Genomic DNA, 17,060 nt, shown 5'->3' on the forward strand with positions numbered 1-17,060 from the left:
GAAATCCAGGAGGGGCAACACTCTATGTGCGGAATCGTCGGTTATATCGGTAAGCGTGATGTCGCTCCGCTGCTGCTGGAGGGCCTGCAGCGGCTGGAGTACCGCGGATACGACTCCGCGGGCATCGTGATCACCAGCCCGAAGTCCACCGGGCTGAAGCTGGTCAAGGCCAAGGGCCGTGTCCGCGACCTGGAGGCCCGCGTCCCCAAGCGCTTCACCGGTACCACCGGCATCGCCCACACCCGCTGGGCCACGCACGGCGCCCCGAGCGACGAGAACGCCCACCCGCACCTGTCCGGCGACAACAAGGTCGCCGTCGTGCACAACGGCATCATCGACAACGCCTCCGAGATCCGCGCGAAGCTGGAGGCGGAAGGTGTCGTGTTCCTCTCCGAGACGGACACCGAGGTCCTCACGCACCTCATCGCCCGCTCCCAGGCCGACACGCTGGAGGAGAAGGTCCGCCAGGCGCTGAAGCTGGTCGAGGGCACGTACGGCATCGCCGTCATGCACGCCGACTTCAACGACCGCATCGTCGTCGCCCGCAACGGCTCGCCGGTCGTCCTCGGCATCGGCGAGAAGGAGATGTTCGTCGCCTCCGACGTCGCCGCGCTGGTCGCCCACACCCGCCAGATCGTCACCCTCGACGACGGCGAGATGGCCACCATCAAGGCCGACGACTTCCGCACGTACACCACCGAGGGCTCGACCACGACGGCGACGCCGACCACCGTGGAGTGGGAGGCCGAGTCGTACGACATGGGCGGCCACGACACGTACATGCACAAGGAGATCTCGGAGCAGCCCGACGCCGTGGACCGCGTCCTGCGCGGCCGCATCGACGACCGGTTCTCCACCGTGCACCTGGGCGGCCTGAACCTGGACGCCCGCGAGGCGCGCGGCATCCGCCGCGTGAAGATCCTCGGCTGCGGCACCTCGTACCACGCGGGCCTCATCGGCGCCGGGCTCATCGAGTCACTGGCCCGGATCCCCGCCGACTCCGAGCCGGCCTCCGAGTTCCGCTACCGCGACCCGGTCGTGGACCCCGACACCCTCTACATCGCCGTCTCCCAGTCCGGTGAGACGTACGACGTGCTGGCCGCCGTGCAGGAGCTCAAGCGCAAGGGCGCCCGCGTCCTCGGCGTCGTGAACGTCGTCGGCTCCGCCATCGCCCGCGAGACGGACGGCGGCGTGTACGTGCACGCCGGCCCTGAGGTCTGTGTCGTCTCCACCAAGTGCTTCACCAACACCGTGGTGGCGTTCGCGCTGCTCGCGCTGCACCTGGGCCGCATCCGCGACCTGTCGGTGGCCGAGGGCAAGCGGATCATCGAGGGCCTGCGCCGGCTGCCCGAGCAGATCGCCGAGATCCTGGAGCACGAGGACGAGATCAAGAAGCTGGCGGACGAGTACGCCGACGCCAAGTCGATGATGTTCATCGGCCGGGTGCGCGGCTACCCGGTGGCGCTCGAAGCGTCCCTGAAGCTCAAGGAGATCTCGTACATCCACGCCGAGGCGTACCCGGCGTCGGAGCTGAAGCACGGCCCGCTCGCCCTCATCGAGCCGGCGCTGCCGACGGTCGCGATCGTCCCCGACGACTCGCTGCTGGAGAAGAACCGCGCGGCGCTGGAGGAGATCAAGGCCCGCAGTGGCCGGATCCTCGCGGTCGCGCACCAGGAGCAGGAGAAGGCCGACCACACGATCGTGGTGCCGAAGAACGAGGACGAGCTCGACCCGATCCTCATGGGCATCCCGCTCCAGCTCTTCGCGTACCACACGGCCCTGTCCCTGGGCCGGGACATCGACAAGCCGCGCAACCTCGCGAAGTCCGTGACGGTCGAGTAGTACCCCGAGGTCCCGCGTCGACCGCAACATACGAAGAGGCCGGCCCCCCCACACTGAAACAAACCCACGTGGGGGCCGGCCGTTTACTAACCGCCGGTGACCCCCATAAACAGCGCCTTTGAAACCCAGCCCGGCCGCCCCGCCCCCCCCCCCCCCCCCCCCCCCCCCCCCCCCCCCCCCCCCCCCCACACCCCCCCCCCCCCCCCCCCCCCCCCCCCCCCCCCGGCCCGGGCCCCCGGCCCTTCTCGTACGGCCGGTGCCGCCCTTGCACCGGCCTTGTGGCTCAGCTCGCGGCGGCCGCGCTCCGGCCGGCGGCGCGGCCGGTGAGGCTCGGCCACTTGGCGAGCGACGCCGTCGCCCCGTACCAGGCCGCGAGGCCCGCCACGGCGGCGCCCCAGCCGCCGGCCTTGGCGAGACCGCCCGCGTCGGCGAACGCGCCGATGCCGAGGAGCAGCAGCGACAGGGACAGCAGCCCGTACACGCCCTGTCCGAGCAGTCCGCTGCCCGAGGCGGCAGCGGTCAGGGTGAGCGCCAGCAGCGCCCACAGGACCAGGAACAGGCCCGAGGCCTCCGCGGAGACCTGTGAGCCCACGCCGGTGCCCCAGGTGAACCAGAACGCGCCGAGCCCGGCGAAGGCCGTGCCGGTGCCGCCGTCACCGCCCCGGAAGGCGAACAGGCCCGCGACGAACAGCGCGACGCCGCCCACCCAGGTGGCGAGTGCCGAGGCATCGGCTGCCCCGACGTTGTCGATCACACCGGTGTTGCCGATGCCGAACGCCAGCAGCGTCAGTCCGAGTGCGAGTTGGCCGAGAGTGGAGGTGGTGCTCCCCGCAGAGACGTCGTTGTCCACGGCGGGCTCCCTTCATGCTCATGTGCAGTTGTGCTGCTTCCCAGCCACTTGGATATACCCTTCACAAACGCACAATCCACCTTTGGGAAGGACCCAATTCATCCGCGACCACGGGGAGTTGACAGGGTCTCACCAGGGACAACGTCTGGTTACGGGATGACAACGACGGGCCGCTGCGCGCGCTTCGCGAGCCGACCGGCGACGGAGCCGAAAATCCGCCCCACGATCCCGTGCGTGGAACCGACCACGATGGCGTCCGCCGAGTACTCCCGGCCGACCTCTTCCAGTTCGTGGCAGATGTCACCGCCGCGCTCGACCAGGATCCAGGACACCTCGGAGAGGTAGTCCGCGCAGGCCAGCTCCAGACCGAGCACCTCGGTGCGGTGGTCCGGCACGTCCACGAAGACGGGGGGTTCACAGCCGGCCCAGACGGTGGTGGGGAGCCGGTTCGCCACATGGACGATGATCAGACCGGATCCGGAGCGCCAGGCCATGCCGATGGCGTAGGCGAGGGCACGCTCGCTGGAGGTCGAGCCGTCGAAGCCGACCACCACACCGTGCTGGAAGGCGGGATCGCAGGAGTGGCGCGTCTCTTCCGCCGCCAGGGGGTCGACCGTCGAATCGGCGACCTGCCTGCGGTCCGCGGGTTCAGGGAATTCGTGACCGGCCATCGGTGTCTCGGCGAAGAAGGTCCTCATGGAGCGGGGACGTGGACGGGGAACAACGGTGGGCGACGGGACTGCCACGGTGTCCGGGTCGACGTCCGGGGCGGTGTCGGTGTCTGTGTCCGGGAATCATCTTCCCCACCCCATACCCCCAAGGGTACGGCGACACTCCTCACCCGCCCAGGTACCAGCGCCCCGCACACGGCGTTCAAGGGAGCATGCCCGAGCCCGCCCCGGATGGCAATGCCGGATGGCCTCTACAGGCTTCCCTGCGTGACGAACCGGACACGCAGAGCACATCCTCACGAGTGGCTCGCGCCGCCATCCGGCGGCCACGGACAGTGACCGGAGCGCTCCGCTCGTCGTTGCGCAGCCCGCCGTCCGACCCGCATCCGGCCGCCCACCGCCCCAGGAGCTCCCGTGACCGCATCACCGGCCGCCGCCCCGGCCACCGCGTCCACGTCCGCACCCGCGCCCGTCACCCCCTCCGGCGCGTCCGCCGCGTCCGCCGCGCCCCCCGTCGAGCCGGCGGCCCCGGCGGGGTCGGCCGTCCCGGCGGGGTCGGTCCCGGACTCGGCCGGGGAGGTCGTCCGCTGGGCCGCCTTCAGCTGCGCCCTGGTCCCGTTCGTCCTCCTGGTGTACGGCACGTCGTTCGGCGGGGCCGCCGCCACCGCGCTCGGCCTCGCCGCCGTGACGGCCGCGTGCCGGACGCTGCTGCGCCGCTCGGAAAGGCTCGCGGCGGTACCGTCCACCGAACCGGCGGTCGAACCAGCCGTCGCACCGGTCGGCGCGGGTGCGCCGCACCGGGGAAGGCACTCGCGGACGGGGGCGGGGGCACACCGGGGAGGGCGGCACGGGGCGGGGTGTGCGCCCGGAGACTGACCCTCTCGCACACGCGCGCCCGTATGTTTTCAGCCAACTTCCGCGCACAGGCCGATCCGTACCGGAATGGCCTGTCAACCCCCTTGTCACCAGGGAGGAAAGCCCCTTCCCGGGCGTTCGCACCCTACGCGGATGGGCCATGCGCGTCACGCCCACTTCCCTGGGGGGCGTCCCGGGTGAAACGCTTCGTGATCGAATGCTTCGCGCCAAGTTGCCTTGTCGACATAGTGCCGGATGCGGAACTTGTCACGCCGGTGCCGCGGAACCCAGTAGATTCGATCATGACTATCGAAGAACGGGGTCTCGTGCAAAACCGAGGGGAAACGTGCAGGAGCGACAGGACCTAGGAGACGCGAACACCGAGGGGGGCTTAGCGTCATGAGCCAGGACTCCGCCGCACCGGAGACCGGACGCAGACTGTCCGGACGCCGCCGTCGCGAGGTCGTCGCCGTACTGCTGTTCAGCGGCGGCCCCATCTTCGAGAGTTCCATCCCACTTTCGGTGTTCGGGATTGACCGCCAGGACGCCGGAGTTCCCCGCTACAGGCTGCTCGTCTGCGCGGGCGAGGACGGGCCACTGCGCACGACCGGGGGACTGGAACTCTCAGCACCGTACGGACTGGAGGCCATCAGCAGGGCCGGCACCGTCGTCGTACCGGCCTGGCGGTCGATCACATCGCCGCCACCGGCCGAGGCGCTCGACGCGCTGCGCCGCGCGCATGAGGAAGGTGCCCGCATCGTCGGGCTGTGCACCGGGGCGTTCGTGCTCGCCGCCGCCGGTTTACTGGACGGACGGCCCGCCACCACGCACTGGATGTACGCGCCGACGCTCGCCAAGCGCTATCCGTCGGTCCACGTGGACCCGCGGGAGCTCTTCGTGGACGACGGCGACGTCCTGACGTCCGCGGGCACGGCGGCCGGAATCGATCTCTGCCTGCACATCGTGCGGACGGATCACGGCGCCGAGGCGGCCGGGGCACTGGCCCGGCGGCTCGTCGTACCGCCCCGGCGCACGGGCGGGCAGGAGCGGTACCTCGACCGGTCCCTCCCCGAGGAGATCGGCGCCGATCCGCTCGCGGAGGTCGTCGCGTGGGCGCTGGAGCACCTCCACGAGCAGTTCGACGTGGAGACGCTCGCCGCCCGCGCGTACATGAGCAGGCGGACCTTCGACCGCAGGTTCCGCTCACTGACCGGCAGCGCGCCGCTCCAGTGGCTGATCACCCAGCGGGTGCTCCAGGCACAGCGGCTCCTGGAGACGTCCGACTACTCGGTGGACGAGGTCGCGGGGCGCTGCGGCTTCCGCTCGCCGGTGGCGCTGCGCGGGCACTTCCGCCGCCAGCTGGGGTCGTCGCCCGCCGCGTACCGGGCCGCCTACCGGGCACGCCGCCCGCAGGGTGAGCCCGCACCGGCCCCGGCGGCGGTCATGGACCAGGTGCTCCCGCAGCACGGGGCCACCGTGGTGCGGCGCGCCGCGACGGCCGGCGCGGCGACGGGCCCCGAGCCCGGCAAGCCGCACCCGGACGCGTTCGCGGCCGGACGCGCCGCCCTGCCGGGGCAGCGCACCGCGCCGTAACGGCGCGACGGCGTCCGACGAGGGACCGCGGGGGAGAGGGCACGCGTCAGCGACCCGCTCCCCCGCGGTCCCTCTAAGGTAGGACGCATGAACGACCGCATGGTGTGGATCGACTGCGAGATGACCGGGCTCTCGTTGACGGACGACGCACTCATCGAGGTGGCCGCGCTGGTCACCGACTCGGAACTGAACGTGCTCGGCCAGGGCGTGGACATCGTCATCCGCCCGCCGGACGCGGCCCTGGAGACCATGCCGGACGTGGTGCGCCAGATGCACACCTCCTCCGGCCTCCTCGACGAGCTGGCGGGCGGCACCACGCTCGCCGACGCCGAGGAGCAGGTCATGGCGTACGTACGCGAGCACGTCAAGGAGCCCGGCAAGGCCCCGCTGTGCGGAAACTCCGTCGGCACCGACCGCGGCTTCCTGGCGCGGGACATGCCGGCGCTGGAGGACTACCTGCACTACCGGATCGTCGATGTCTCCTCGGTCAAGGAGCTGGCCCGCCGCTGGTACCCGAGGGCGTACTTCAACAGTCCGGAGAAGAACGGCAACCACCGGGCGCTCTCCGACATCCGCGAGTCCATCGCCGAGCTGCGCTACTACCGCGAGGCGATCTTCGTCCCGCAGCCCGGCCCGGACTCCGACACGGCGAAGACCATCGCCGCCCGCCACGTCCTGCCACCGGAGCCCACGGCCTGAGCCGCGGGCCCGAGCCCCCGGTGAGCGCCTGCCGGAAAGGCGGGCGCGAGCACCCTCTCGGACCCTGTACACTTTTTCTCGGCCGGTCGGGAAGAAGACCGGTCGTGGTGGGTATAGCTCAGCTGGTAGAGCACCTGGTTGTGGTCCAGGATGTCGCGGGTTCGAGTCCCGTTACTCACCCTGATCATCGAAGGCCCGGTCCGCGCAGGCGGACCGGGCCTTCGGCGTTGTCCGGGGCACGACGGCGCCCCTCCCCCGGGTGGAGGTCGGCCTCCGCCGCGCGGCGGAGGCCGGACGCCCGGACCGCGACCGGGCGGCGACGCCCCGGGACGGGGACCGGCGCCAGCATGGGCGCATGCTGAAGACGACCGCTCTGCCGAACGTGCCGCGCTGGGCCGTGCTCGCCGCCCACACCGTCCCCCTGGCCGCCCTCCCCTCCGGACTGTGGCGGATCGCCCTCGCGTTCGGGGCGCCCGTGGGCGGCGAGCCCGTGGACGCCGGATACGCCGTGGCGCTCAGCGTCATCGCCGAGTGCCTGGCGCTGCTCACACTGGGCCTCGTACGCGACTGGGGCCAGGTCGTGCCCCGCTGGGTACCGCTGCTCGGCGGCCGACCCGTGCGGCCACTCGCCGCGGTCGTGCCGGCACTGCTGGGCGCCGTCGGTCTCACCGCGCTGTGCGGCTGGTCGTTCCTCGCTGTGTACGCGGGCCTCGGTGACCTGAGCGTCGGCACCCCCCTGCAGGACCTGCTGTTCCACGTCTGCTACGCCCCGTTGCTCGCCTGGCCTCCGCTGCTCGCCGCCGTGACCCTGGCGTACTGGCGCCGTCGCCGACCGGCACTCGCCCCACCCGCGCACGGGTGACGCCCGGGGCGGCCCCGCGCGTCCACGGGTGACGCCCGGGGCCGCCCTGGCGAGGGTGGCGGCGGCACCGGGACCGGGCCCGGGAAGCTACGCGTCGCATCCTCTCCGGCTCCGGCGATCCCCTGCGGCCCGACCCGCACCCTGCCCTGACCTGCCGCTCCACCCTCGGCGACCGGCGGGGTCAGCCCGCCCCCGTAGACAACGCCCCTCCGGGGAGGGCAGGGCGCGGTTTCTTCATGTCCGGGCCCACGGCCGATCACTACCGGGCGCCCCGCCCCCACGCCTCCTCGGCCGCGTCCAGGGCGAGCGCCCACGGGTACTCGTTCTTGCCCCCCGGGGTGTTGGGAACGAACCCGCCCTCCCCGTACAGCACGGTCACGCCGGCCGCCCGTAGTGTCTCCACGGAGCGGTCAACCTGCGGGTGCCGCGCATACGCCGCGTTCACGCACGGCATCGCCACGATGGGGATGCCCTTGCCGATACCCTCCGCGACGACGCCGACCACGAACACGCACGTCAGCCCCAGCGCCCAGGAGTTCAGGCTGTTGGCCGTCATGGGCGCGAACAAGATCAGGTCGGCCTTCGGCCAGACGTCCGGGTCGCCCGGTCGCTTGTAGTCGACGCGCACCGGGTGTCTGGTCAGTGCGGCCAGCCCGTCGAGGTTCGGCTCCAGCCACCGGGCGGCGCTGGGCGTCAGCCCAAGGCAGACGTCCCAGCCGCGTGCCTGCGCATCCTCGATCACGCGGGCGATGTCGAAGACCGGCGGGGCGGCGGAGCAGAACAGGTACAGGGTCCGTGTCCTCGTCATGCGCCCATCTGACCACACGCGACCGCCCCTGAACCCGGTTGGGTGCAGGGGCGGTTCGGTGTCCGGCGCGCGGTCGCGCGGGTACGTTCCGGATGACGAGTCAGGAACGGAGCCAGTATGCCTTTTTCCAGCGCGGAGCACACCGGTGCGCGGATTCGGGAACAACGCCGTCTTGCACGGCTCACACAACGGCAGCTCGCCGATCGGATCCCCTACTCCTACAGCCTCCTCAACCAGGTTGAGTGCGGAGCCCGGACGCCGAGCGATGCGTTCATCAGCGCGGTGGCGGAAGCGCTCAGCGTCTCCCCGACCGTCCTTACGGAGCCCGCGTCCACCACCGGAGCTCAGCGGGAGCGGCTCGCCGCCCTCATGCGGCCGATCCGCGAGGCCCTGGACCTGTACGACCTGGACCCGCTGCCCCATCCCGGTCGCCGCCCGCTGCCCGTGCTCGCCGGGGAGGCGGACGCGCTGTGCCAGCGGGTCCGGGCCACCCAGCTGCGCAGCGCCGCACTCGACCTGCCCGCGCTGATCGGCGACCTCACACACGCGGCGCACTCCGAGCCGTCGACGGCCGCGTGGCGGGCGCTCGCCTCCGCGTATCGGTCTGCGCACGACGTGGCCCTCAAGGTCGGCTACCGCGACCTGTCCACCGTGGCCCTGGACCGGATGGGCTGGGCGGCCGAGCGAGCCTCGGACCCGTGCCTCGCCGCGATCCGCCACTACAAGCGCGCCCTCGGGCATGAGCGGTCCGAGCTGGACCTCGGGCGGCGGCTGATCCAGCTCGGGCATGACGTGCTGGACGGTGAGGAGTCGCGCGAGTCCCTGGCGGTCGCCGGGCAGCTGCACCTCGGCGCGTCGGCGGTCGCGGCCCGCTGCAACGACGAAGCGGCGGTCGAGCGGCACATCCGCGCGGCGCACGAGCTGGCCACCCGCGTGGGCGGGGACGCCTCCGACGTGCACTGGCTTGGTTTCGGGCATACCAACGTCGCCCTGCACGAGATGGGCGCGGCACTGACCATGCGGCGCTTCGACCAGGCCCTGGGGCAGGCCCGCGCGCTCAAGACGCTGCCGGCCTCGACCCTGACGTCCCGACGGGCCCGGTTCCTGGTGGATTGGGCGTTCGTCGAGATGGAGACCGGGTACCCCGAAGCGGCACTGCGGCGGCTCGCGGACGCCCGGCGGGTGGCGCCGGAGCAGACGCGGTACCTGCCCCGCACTCGCGAGGCGGTGACGGGGCTGCTGCACATCGGCCGGCGCACCCCGGACGCCCTGACGCATATGGGCGCGTGGATCGGCCTGTAGACCGTTCGCTCAGAACGCTCACAGATCTGTGAGCGTTCCGGCGCTCCCGACCCGCCATGCTCGCACCGGCGCTTATCAGTGACGAGTCGGGAGCACAGCCATGATGACGATCAACGTGCACAAGGTGGGTGCGGGCGGCCCCGCCACCACGGTTCAGGAGCGCTGTGAGGGAGAACCGGTGCAGCACCCGCCGATCTCCGGGCAGCTCCCGCCGTGCACCTGCTCCCGGTGCCGCGCTAGGAGGGCGGCCCGGTGAGCATCTGGCGCAACCCGTACCTGCCCGCCTCCGCTGGCGGCGGGGTGTCGACCAGTGGCCGCCTCGCTACTCGGCAGATCGAGGCGGCCGCACGCGCGGCTGGCCGCACGCGGGAATGCGGGACCGGTGAACACGCCACCTGCACCCCGATGGACGTCTACGCGTCCCACAACCCGCTCGCCGAGAAGCGGCCCTGGTTCTCCATCACCTGCACGTGCTCCAGCCATCGCGACAGGGGTACGTCGTGACCATCCGAGGCGTGATCCGGCGTGCGGAGTGGACCATCGCCCCCGACCGGTCGCCGGGCGCCCCTCAGGCCCCGCTGCGCGAGACGGAGTGCACGACCTGCCACGACCGTTCGGAGCCCGACACCGGGCAGCTCGGGCCGGACTCGTGGGCCATGACCCACGCGGCCCGCACCGGCCACACGGGGTTCCGGGAAGTCGTCACCGGGTTCCTCCGCGTCACCCCGGCCCCGGGCAACCCGCTCCACCAGGAGACCGCACCGTGAGCGAGGGCGCCCGCGCCTGCGTGCACTGCACCAGGCCGATCACCGGGCCGAGCGAACGCGTTCCCGCGCCCGATGGCGGCTCAGGGTTCCGCCCGGAACTGGAACGCCACCCCGAGTGCGGGCCCGGAACGGCGCCGTACACGCGCAGCTGGCTGGAGAGCCCGTCCTACTACTGGCACCGCCGCTGATCTGTCCCACCGCCGGCATGGCGATAAGAGTTGCCGCCCCGGACCTCCCGGCAAGGCCGTCCGGGGCGGGCTGCAAGGACAGTCACGTCCCCTCAGAAAGGAAACCCCACCATGGGCACCATCAGCAACGGCCACGCCACCAAGGCGTACGAGAACGTCAGCGCTCCCGCCCTGGACTGGCGGAAGTCGAGCAGGACCGACCTCGACCCGATCCTGAAGGACTGCGTCATCCTCGCCGCAGCCCCCGACGCCCACGGCCACCCACACCACAGCATCCCCGACGGCACCCGCATGGTCGCCCTCTCCGACGACAAGGACCCGACCAGCCCGGTCCTGTACTTCAGCCGCGCCGAGATCCGGAAGTTCTTCGAGGGCGTCAAGGACGGCGAGTTCGACGACCTGGCGGCCACCGACGAGGAGCTGTCCGCGCTCTCGGTCGTCTGACGTGCAGGCCACGCACGTACTGCGGCTGTTCGAGGCATTGCGGCGGCGCTATGGCGATGTCCGATGCCGACAGTGCCGGGACGGCCAGATCATGCCGCTCCTGTACGAGGGCGCCGTCGTCCTCTCGTGCGAGGACTGCGGCGGCGCCGCCCGGGTCGGCAGCGCGCCAGGGCCTCTGACCCGCTGACCGCCCCGGGCGGACCTTCCGCTCCTCCTCCGGGGGGGGGGAGACATGCCGCCGCGGCCGGTTTCGCCAGCGGGGCCGGGAGCGGTGGGCACCCCGGCCCTTCGGTCAGGACGCCGTGGCGGGTCTACAGGTCGTGGTCGGGGGCGTGTTCGTGCCCGACCACGAGCCGGTGAACCCGAGCGTCACGGAGGCGCCCGGCTGTACCAGCCCGTTCCAGCTCGCGTTCTTCGCCGTGACGGCGCCGCCTGTCTGGGTATGGGTGCCGTTCCACATCTGGGTGACCTTCTGGCCGTCGGTGAACGTCCAGTGGGCGGACCAGCCGTTCCAGGTCGTGCTGCCGGTGTTCTTGAGGGTCACGTCGGCCTGGAAGCCGCCCTGCCACTGGTTGGTGATGGTGTAGGCGGCCTCGCAGGACGGGTCGGCCGGAGGGTCCGTCGGGTCGCCGGGGCCGCCGGGGTCGCCGCCCGGGTCCGTCGTGTCGCCGTAGACGATGCCCCGGCCGTTGGTGGAGACGTACACCCGTCCGTAGATCCTCGGGTCGCCGGTGATGGCCGCGCCGGTCCAGCCCCACTGGTGCGCGTCGTCGTTGACGCGGGTCCATGACGCGCCCTCGTCCGTGGAGCGGAAGATGCCGCGTACGCCGCCGATCTTCGCGCTGGTGTAGAGGGTGTCGTACGAGGCGCCCGGCGCTGCCTTGCCGAAGCCGATGGTGTCGGCCTGCTCGACGCCGCTCAGCCGGGTGAAGGTCGCGCCCGAGTCCTTCGAGCGCCACAGGCCGTACGTGCCGTCCGGGGCGCCCCCGGCGAGCCAGATGTCGCCCTCGCGGCCCGGGGCCGCCTTGAAGCGGACGTTGCCGGTGGCGGGCAGGCCCGTGGCCTGGGACCGCGTGAAGCTGCTGCCCCCGTTCACGCTGACGTGGAACGCGCCGTCCTTGAAGGCGTAGAACTTCTGGGGGTTCACGCGGTCGGACTCGATCGTCGCGCCCTGCGGGACGCCCTGCGACGCGGTCCAGGAGGTGCCGAAGCCCGTCGTCGTGTGCACTCCGGCGCCGTCCGGGCTCCAGACGAAGCGGCTGCCGTCGGCCGCGGCCGCGACCGTGCCGCCGCCGGAGACGCCCGGGGGCTCCTGCCCGGCGAACCAGTTGGCGCCGTTGTCGGTGGAGAACGCGATGCGCGGGCCGCCGTCCAGGTGGCCGGCGCGCACGACGGTGTCCGGGTTCTTCTCGGCGTAGTCCAGGCTCGTGGTGTTGGTGAAGTTCGGCTGTGTGAACATCAGCGACGGGACCTCGGTGAGGTCGGTGTGGCGGAAGCCGCCGATGTCGCCGAGCGCGCTGATCAGGGGGGCGCCGGAGGGCGGTGAGATCAGGTCGTTGACGGCGGTCTCCTCCAGGCCCTGGACCATGGGCCTGATGGTGATCTTGCCGCCGCCGTCCCACTGGCGGAGGTTCTCGGTGCCGTAGATCGTGGCGCCCGTGCCGTACATCATGCGGTCGGAGTCGAACGGGTCGATCTCCAGTGTCTCCGTCATCCACCCCAGCTTCGGGGTCTCCTCGGGTGGGTTCGGGTTCGCGCCCCACGTCAGCCACGGGCTCGACGAGACGTCCATGGTGTAGCGGTTGGAGCGGTTCGGGTACGAGGTGAACTCCCAGGCCCGCGTCCAGTTCGCGCCGCTGTCCGTCGTGCGGAAGATCTGTGTGTCCGGCCACCAGGAGCTGTAGCCGGACACCATCACCGTGCCCGGGTTCCGCCGGTCGACGGACAGGCCGCTGAAGCCGTAGTAGGGCTCGGCGTCCGGGGTGATGTCCTGCCAGGTGCCGGTCCTGGTGGCGTACCGCCACACCGCGCCGTCCCCGCCGTCGTACGGGCCGCCCGTGTCGCTGTACGCCAGGTACAGGTAGCCGTTCCCGGCGTCGAGTACGCCCTTGTGGGCGAGGAGGCCGGTGGGCTGACCCGGCAGCCGGGTCCAGGTGGCGCCCGCGTCGGTGGAGCGGTAGACGGCGTTCTCCTTGTCGGCGACGCCGGCGTAGATCGTGCGCGTGGCGCTCCCGGCCGTGCCCGTGGACTCGTCGAACGTGACCCAGACGACGCCCTGGTTGTCGGAGGCGTAGCCGCTGGTGTCGGACGGGTCCTGCGCGTAGTTCCCGGGGTTGGGGAACGCGGTCACCTGGGACCAGGTGGCGCCGGAGTCGGTGGACCGCCACAGGCCCTTGCCGCTGGGCGCCCCCAGGTAGAGGACGCTGTTGCGGTGCGGGTCGATGGCGAGGCGCTCGCCCATGCCGCGGCCCGGCATGTTGCCGCCGAGCTTGAACGGCAGGTCGGTCTTCTGCCAGGTCGCGCCCCGGTCGGCGGAGCGCAGCACGGCGCCGTTTCCGGGGTCCCAGCTGTTGGTGTACGTGCCGACGGCGACGTACACGCGGTTCGGGTCGACCGCGTCGGTGGCGAGGCTCGCGACGCCGGTGTGGCCCCAGCGGTCCCAGCCGACGGAGTCGAGGAGCGGGGTCCAGGTCCGGGTGGACTGCTGCCACCGGTAGGCGCCGCCGATGTCCGTACGGGCGTAGGCGAGGTTCTTCTCGGACCGGTTGAAGACGATGCCGGGGACGAAGCCGCCGCCGTCGACGCGGACGTTCTTCCAGGTGTAGGTGTCGGCGGCGAGCGCCGCGGGTGCCTGCGGCTCGGCCGCGTGGGCGGCGGGCGGGGCGCCGGTCAGCAGGCCGGCGGCGAGGGCCAGCCCTGCGAGGAGGTTCCGCTTCGTACGCACGGGTGCTCCGTCTCGAAAGCTCGGGGACATGGGGAAGTCGGGAACATGGGGAAGTCGGGGACATGGGGAAGGAGGCGGCCGGGCCTACCGCAGGCAGCGCGGTCGGCCCGGCCGTCGCGTACGCGAAGCCGCGCGGGGCTATTCGAGAAGCTCCGCGTACGAGCCCATGGCCAGGGCGATGTCCGCCTGGGCCCAGAAGCGGTGGTACGTGAACACGGGGGCGGCGCCGCCCGCGAGATAGGACTCGATCTTCGACCAGGCCGGGTCGTCCTGGTAGAAGGAGCGGATCGAGGCGAAGGTGGACGAGGAGTCGATCCGGTCGCCGTTCGGCATGGTCCCGGTCCAGCCGCTGGGCACGTACACGGGGTCGTCGAAGCGGTTGTAGTCGGCGCGGGTCTCGGGGACGGCGATGCCCAGCGGGTCCTGGTGGTGGTTCCACATGCCGTCGAGGAGTGCCTTGGCGACCCGCTTGGCGTCCGCGTCACCGGACTTGGCGGCGTAGTACGTCAGGGTCTTGGCGTACGCGGCGGCGACGCCGACGTCGTCGGTGTAGTCGGCGACGGTGACGTGCAATCCGCTGTTCGCGCCGGGGGCTGCGGCGTTCCAGGTGTCGGGCTTGCCGCTCCACTGGAGGGTGGACGGGAAGCGGTAGGTGCCGTCGGGGTTGATCGTGGTGTGCGACAGCGCCCAGTCGACCCACTTGTCGAGGACGCTCTCGGCGAGGGCGTCACCGGTCTGGTGGTAGTACTCGGCGACCCGCTCCATGGACCATGTCTGGAAGCCGAACCACTGGTTGGACGCGGGGTCGTGGTAGACGGGCTTCTCGTCGTAGAACAGTCCGTAGAAGGTGGGGGTGCCGGCCGGCGGGGTGGCGTAGCGGCCCTGCCAGCTGTTGGTGGCGCCGCCCGCGATGCCGCCCTCGTCGGACTGGAGCCAGCGGTAGAACTCGATCTGCCGGTCCAGGCTGGTCGCCCAGTCCTGCCGGCCGGTGGCCGACTTGGGCTGGAGCGGGGCGTACTCGCTGAGCGCGTACGCGGCGAGCGGGTTCTGGTAGCCGCTGTGGGCGTGGCTGGATCCGATGCGCCAGGACCAGCCCGCGGAGGTGTCGGTGGCGCCGCCCCAGGCGTAGTACCAGGACATCAGGTAGTGCGCGCTGTCCTTGCCGGTGCCGGCGGGGCAGGTGGTCGGGCCGACGCAGTTCCCGGCCTTCTTGAAGTACTTGTCGAAGAGGGAGTAGCGCAGGTAGTCGCCCATCTTGGCGGCCTTGCCGACGGTGGCCGCGACCTGGGCGCCCTTGCCCTGCTGCTTGGCCCAGATGTCGGCCCAGTAGGCGGCCTGGACGGCGCGGGCGTCGGCGTCGGGGGCGTTGGTGAACTTCCACTGCCTGGCGTGGGAGGAGTCCCCTGTGAACAGGTCGAGGTAGCCGTTCCGGCCACCGAAGGAGAAGTTGTCGCAGGTCGGGTGGGGGACGGTCTCCCAGACCGACTCCTGCGGTCCGCGCTGGAAGGTGTTGATGTACGACGGTCCCGTGGCCGTCGGTCCGGCGGAGCACTTACCGGGCTCGTTGCCGTAGCCGTAGACGTTGTCGACGTCCTGGAGCCAGTGCATGCCGTAGATGTCGTCCGTGCCGTACGCGCTCTTCAGCTCGCCCGCGATCGGGTCGGGACCGGCGGCCACGGCGGAGTCGAGGCGCGAGGGGTACTGGGACGGCAGGTCGTGTTCGGGGGCGTAGGTGGCCGGCTTGGAGGCGTTGTACGTGGAGTTGGTCGGCTGGTCGGCGTGGGTGGGGATCATGAACTTCTCCATGGTTCCCCAGGACTCGTTGAACCTGGTCCAGTCGCCGGTCACCTTGCCGTACATGGCCTGGAGCCAGATCAGATAGCTGTACGCCTCCGACGTCGTCTCATGGCCGTGGTCCGGCGCCTCGACGATCAGCGTCTCGACCGAGTGGTACGGGATGCCCTCGGGTGAGAAGTAGCCGTTGGCCGGGTCGGTGATCTTGGCGTGCATCGCCAGGAACCGGGCGTCGTACGTGGAGTCCGCGGCGAGCTGCGTGGCGGTGACGGCGGCCTCGGCGTGGCCGGGGGCGGTCGCCGTGAACACGGCAGAGCCGGTGCCGGTCGCGGCGGCGGTGACGGTCACCTTCTGGGCGGTGTTCCAGTTCGCCGGGGTGAAGGTGAGGCTGCCGGGGGCGGCGGTGAGGTTGGTGTTGCCCGAGGTACGGGCGACGGTCACCGTGACGTTCGCGGCCGGCTGGGTGGAGAGCTTGAGGTCGAACGTGCCGGACTCGCCCTGGCGTACGCCGAGTTGGGCGGGGGTCGCGACGAGCGCGGGTCCGGTGGCGACGGTGATGCCGACCGGCGCGGACTCGGCGGACGCGCCCAGGCTGTCGTACGCCTTGGCGTAGAGGGAGTGCGCCCCGGCGGCGAGGTTCCGCGCGCTGAACGTGTACGGGGCCGTGGTGTCCGTACCGAGGAGCGTGGTGTCGCTGTAGAACTCGACCTTGCCGACGGTCGCCCCGTCGGCGGCGGCGGCCGTGGCGGCCAGCGGCACGGGGTCGCCGACGGTGAAGGTGGCACCCGGGGCCGGGCTCGTCAGCACGGCGACGGGCGGCTGGTGCGCGCCGGCGCAGGGGGTGCCGTTGACGGTGAAGGCGGTGGGCGCGGCGTTGGCGCCGCTGTAGGTGAACTGGGCGCCGGTGGTGACGGCCCCGCCCGCCGCGACCGTCCTGTTCCACCCGGCGTGGGTGACGGTGACGGTCCTGCCGGACTGCGACCAGGTGCCGTTCCAGCCGTTGGTCAGCTGCTGGTTCCCGGTCTGGTCGTAGCGGATGGTCCAGCCGTCGATGGGGTCGGCGCCCCGGTTGGTGAGGGTGAGCTCGGCGGTGTAGCCGGAGCCCCAGTCGTTGGTCCTGTAGTCGACGCCGCACTGCACGGCGGCGGTCTCGTCCGCCTGTGCGGGTGCGCCGTTGGCGGCGATCACGCCCAGGGGAAGGGCGAGGACGGCGGCCAGGACGGTCGTCAACCGTCTGCGGTGGCCCGTACGTGGTCCTGGCGACATGCGCGTGTCTCTCCTAGCGGCTCAGCGAGTGGTGCAGGAGGTGGGGATGACAAGCCTTGAACCAGTGGGAGCGCTCCCACTATGGGGAGAGGGGCGTTCGGGGTCAAGGTGCTTGAAGAGTCGAAGTACGTCGAAAGAAAAACTTTGCGCACCCTCTGTTGCTTGACGGCACCGT

General features: G+C 71.6%; 15 protein-coding genes and 1 tRNA gene. 11 read left to right on the top strand and 5 right to left on the bottom strand.

Going from position 1 to position 17,060, the window contains the following annotated elements; translation table 11 throughout:
* Positions 1 to 24 precede the first annotated feature (24 nt).
* A complete protein-coding gene (glmS, locus tag ACGF5U_RS04725) occupies positions 25 to 1,842 on the top strand; it encodes a glutamine--fructose-6-phosphate transaminase (isomerizing) (RefSeq protein ID WP_392712920.1) in 1,818 nt (605 codons plus the stop codon).
* Between the two features lie 283 nt (positions 1,843 to 2,125).
* Here the strand turns inward: glmS and ACGF5U_RS04730 are convergent, their stop codons facing one another.
* Both ACGF5U_RS04730 and ACGF5U_RS04735 read right to left on the bottom strand, forming a co-directional pair.
* The gene (locus ACGF5U_RS04730; protein WP_392712921.1) at positions 2,126 to 2,692 is read right to left on the bottom strand and encodes a GPR1/FUN34/YaaH family transporter; all 567 of its coding nucleotides are present in this window, start codon (positions 2,690 to 2,692) and stop codon (positions 2,126 to 2,128) included.
* A 149-nt stretch (positions 2,693 to 2,841) separates the two neighbouring features.
* Positions 2,842 to 3,363 (bottom strand): universal stress protein, encoded by a 522-nt coding sequence (locus ACGF5U_RS04735; protein ID WP_392713206.1) that lies wholly within the window; start codon positions 3,361 to 3,363, stop codon positions 2,842 to 2,844.
* 414 nt (positions 3,364 to 3,777) lie between these two features.
* Between ACGF5U_RS04735 and ACGF5U_RS04740 the strand changes: the two genes are divergently transcribed.
* The 5 genes from ACGF5U_RS04740 to ACGF5U_RS04760 all read left to right on the top strand — a co-directional run bounded on the left by ACGF5U_RS04740 (position 3,778) and on the right by ACGF5U_RS04760 (position 7,372).
* Positions 3,778 to 4,239, top strand: a complete 462-nt coding sequence (locus ACGF5U_RS04740; RefSeq protein WP_392712923.1) for a hypothetical protein — start codon at positions 3,778 to 3,780, stop codon at positions 4,237 to 4,239.
* Positions 4,240 to 4,617: 378 nt separating this feature from the next.
* The gene (locus tag ACGF5U_RS04745; protein ID WP_392712925.1) at positions 4,618 to 5,811 is read left to right on the top strand and encodes a helix-turn-helix domain-containing protein; all 1,194 of its coding nucleotides are present in this window, start codon (positions 4,618 to 4,620) and stop codon (positions 5,809 to 5,811) included.
* Between the two features lie 87 nt (positions 5,812 to 5,898).
* Positions 5,899 to 6,510 (top strand): oligoribonuclease, encoded by a 612-nt coding sequence (orn, locus tag ACGF5U_RS04750; protein WP_392712926.1) that lies wholly within the window; start codon positions 5,899 to 5,901, stop codon positions 6,508 to 6,510.
* 107 nt (positions 6,511 to 6,617) lie between these two features.
* Positions 6,618 to 6,690 (top strand) — tRNA-His (locus tag ACGF5U_RS04755).
* Between the two features lie 175 nt (positions 6,691 to 6,865).
* Entirely contained in the window at positions 6,866 to 7,372 is a 507-nt protein-coding gene (locus ACGF5U_RS04760; RefSeq protein ID WP_392712928.1) for a hypothetical protein, read from the top strand.
* A gap of 259 nt (positions 7,373 to 7,631) precedes the next feature.
* Here ACGF5U_RS04760 and ACGF5U_RS04765 read toward each other — a convergent pair whose 3' ends face one another.
* Positions 7,632 to 8,180, bottom strand: a complete 549-nt coding sequence (locus ACGF5U_RS04765) for a flavoprotein (protein ID WP_392712929.1) — start codon at positions 8,178 to 8,180, stop codon at positions 7,632 to 7,634.
* Between the two features lie 117 nt (positions 8,181 to 8,297).
* On the opposite strand from ACGF5U_RS04765, the gene ACGF5U_RS04770 reads away from it, so the two are divergent.
* The 5 genes from ACGF5U_RS04770 (at position 8,298) to ACGF5U_RS04790 (ending at position 10,881) form a co-directional block, all read left to right on the top strand.
* Positions 8,298 to 9,482 (top strand): helix-turn-helix domain-containing protein, encoded by a 1,185-nt coding sequence (locus tag ACGF5U_RS04770; protein WP_392712931.1) that lies wholly within the window; start codon positions 8,298 to 8,300, stop codon positions 9,480 to 9,482.
* 252 nt (positions 9,483 to 9,734) lie between these two features.
* Positions 9,735 to 9,986: a hypothetical protein gene (locus tag ACGF5U_RS04775; protein WP_392712933.1), complete on the top strand. Its 252-nt coding sequence runs from the start codon at positions 9,735 to 9,737 to the stop codon at positions 9,984 to 9,986.
* An 11-nt stretch (positions 9,987 to 9,997) separates the two neighbouring features.
* Positions 9,998 to 10,249, top strand: a complete 252-nt coding sequence (locus ACGF5U_RS04780) for a hypothetical protein (protein WP_392712935.1) — start codon at positions 9,998 to 10,000, stop codon at positions 10,247 to 10,249.
* A complete protein-coding gene (locus tag ACGF5U_RS04785) occupies positions 10,246 to 10,437 on the top strand; it encodes a hypothetical protein (RefSeq protein ID WP_392712936.1) in 192 nt (63 codons plus the stop codon). The genes ACGF5U_RS04780 and ACGF5U_RS04785 overlap by 4 nt, the downstream gene beginning before the upstream one ends.
* A 111-nt stretch (positions 10,438 to 10,548) precedes the next feature.
* Positions 10,549 to 10,881 carry a DUF397 domain-containing protein gene (locus tag ACGF5U_RS04790; RefSeq protein WP_392712938.1) on the top strand — a complete coding sequence of 111 codons (333 nt, stop codon included), beginning with the start codon at positions 10,549 to 10,551 and terminating at the stop codon, positions 10,879 to 10,881.
* A 292-nt stretch (positions 10,882 to 11,173) separates the two neighbouring features.
* Here the strand turns inward: ACGF5U_RS04790 and ACGF5U_RS04795 are convergent, their stop codons facing one another.
* Together ACGF5U_RS04795 and ACGF5U_RS04800 are read right to left on the bottom strand one after the other, a co-directional pair.
* Positions 11,174 to 13,825 (bottom strand): cellulose binding domain-containing protein, encoded by a 2,652-nt coding sequence (locus tag ACGF5U_RS04795; RefSeq protein ID WP_392712940.1) that lies wholly within the window; start codon positions 13,823 to 13,825, stop codon positions 11,174 to 11,176.
* A 138-nt stretch (positions 13,826 to 13,963) separates the two neighbouring features.
* Complete coding sequence (locus ACGF5U_RS04800; RefSeq protein ID WP_392712941.1) at positions 13,964 to 16,885, bottom strand: glycoside hydrolase family 48 protein; 2,922 nt, start codon at positions 16,883 to 16,885, stop codon at positions 13,964 to 13,966.
* Positions 16,886 to 17,060 lie beyond the last annotated feature (175 nt).

The organism is Streptomyces sp. NPDC047886 (genome assembly GCF_043204435.1).
Classification (GTDB): domain Bacteria; phylum Actinomycetota; class Actinomycetes; order Streptomycetales; family Streptomycetaceae; genus Streptomyces.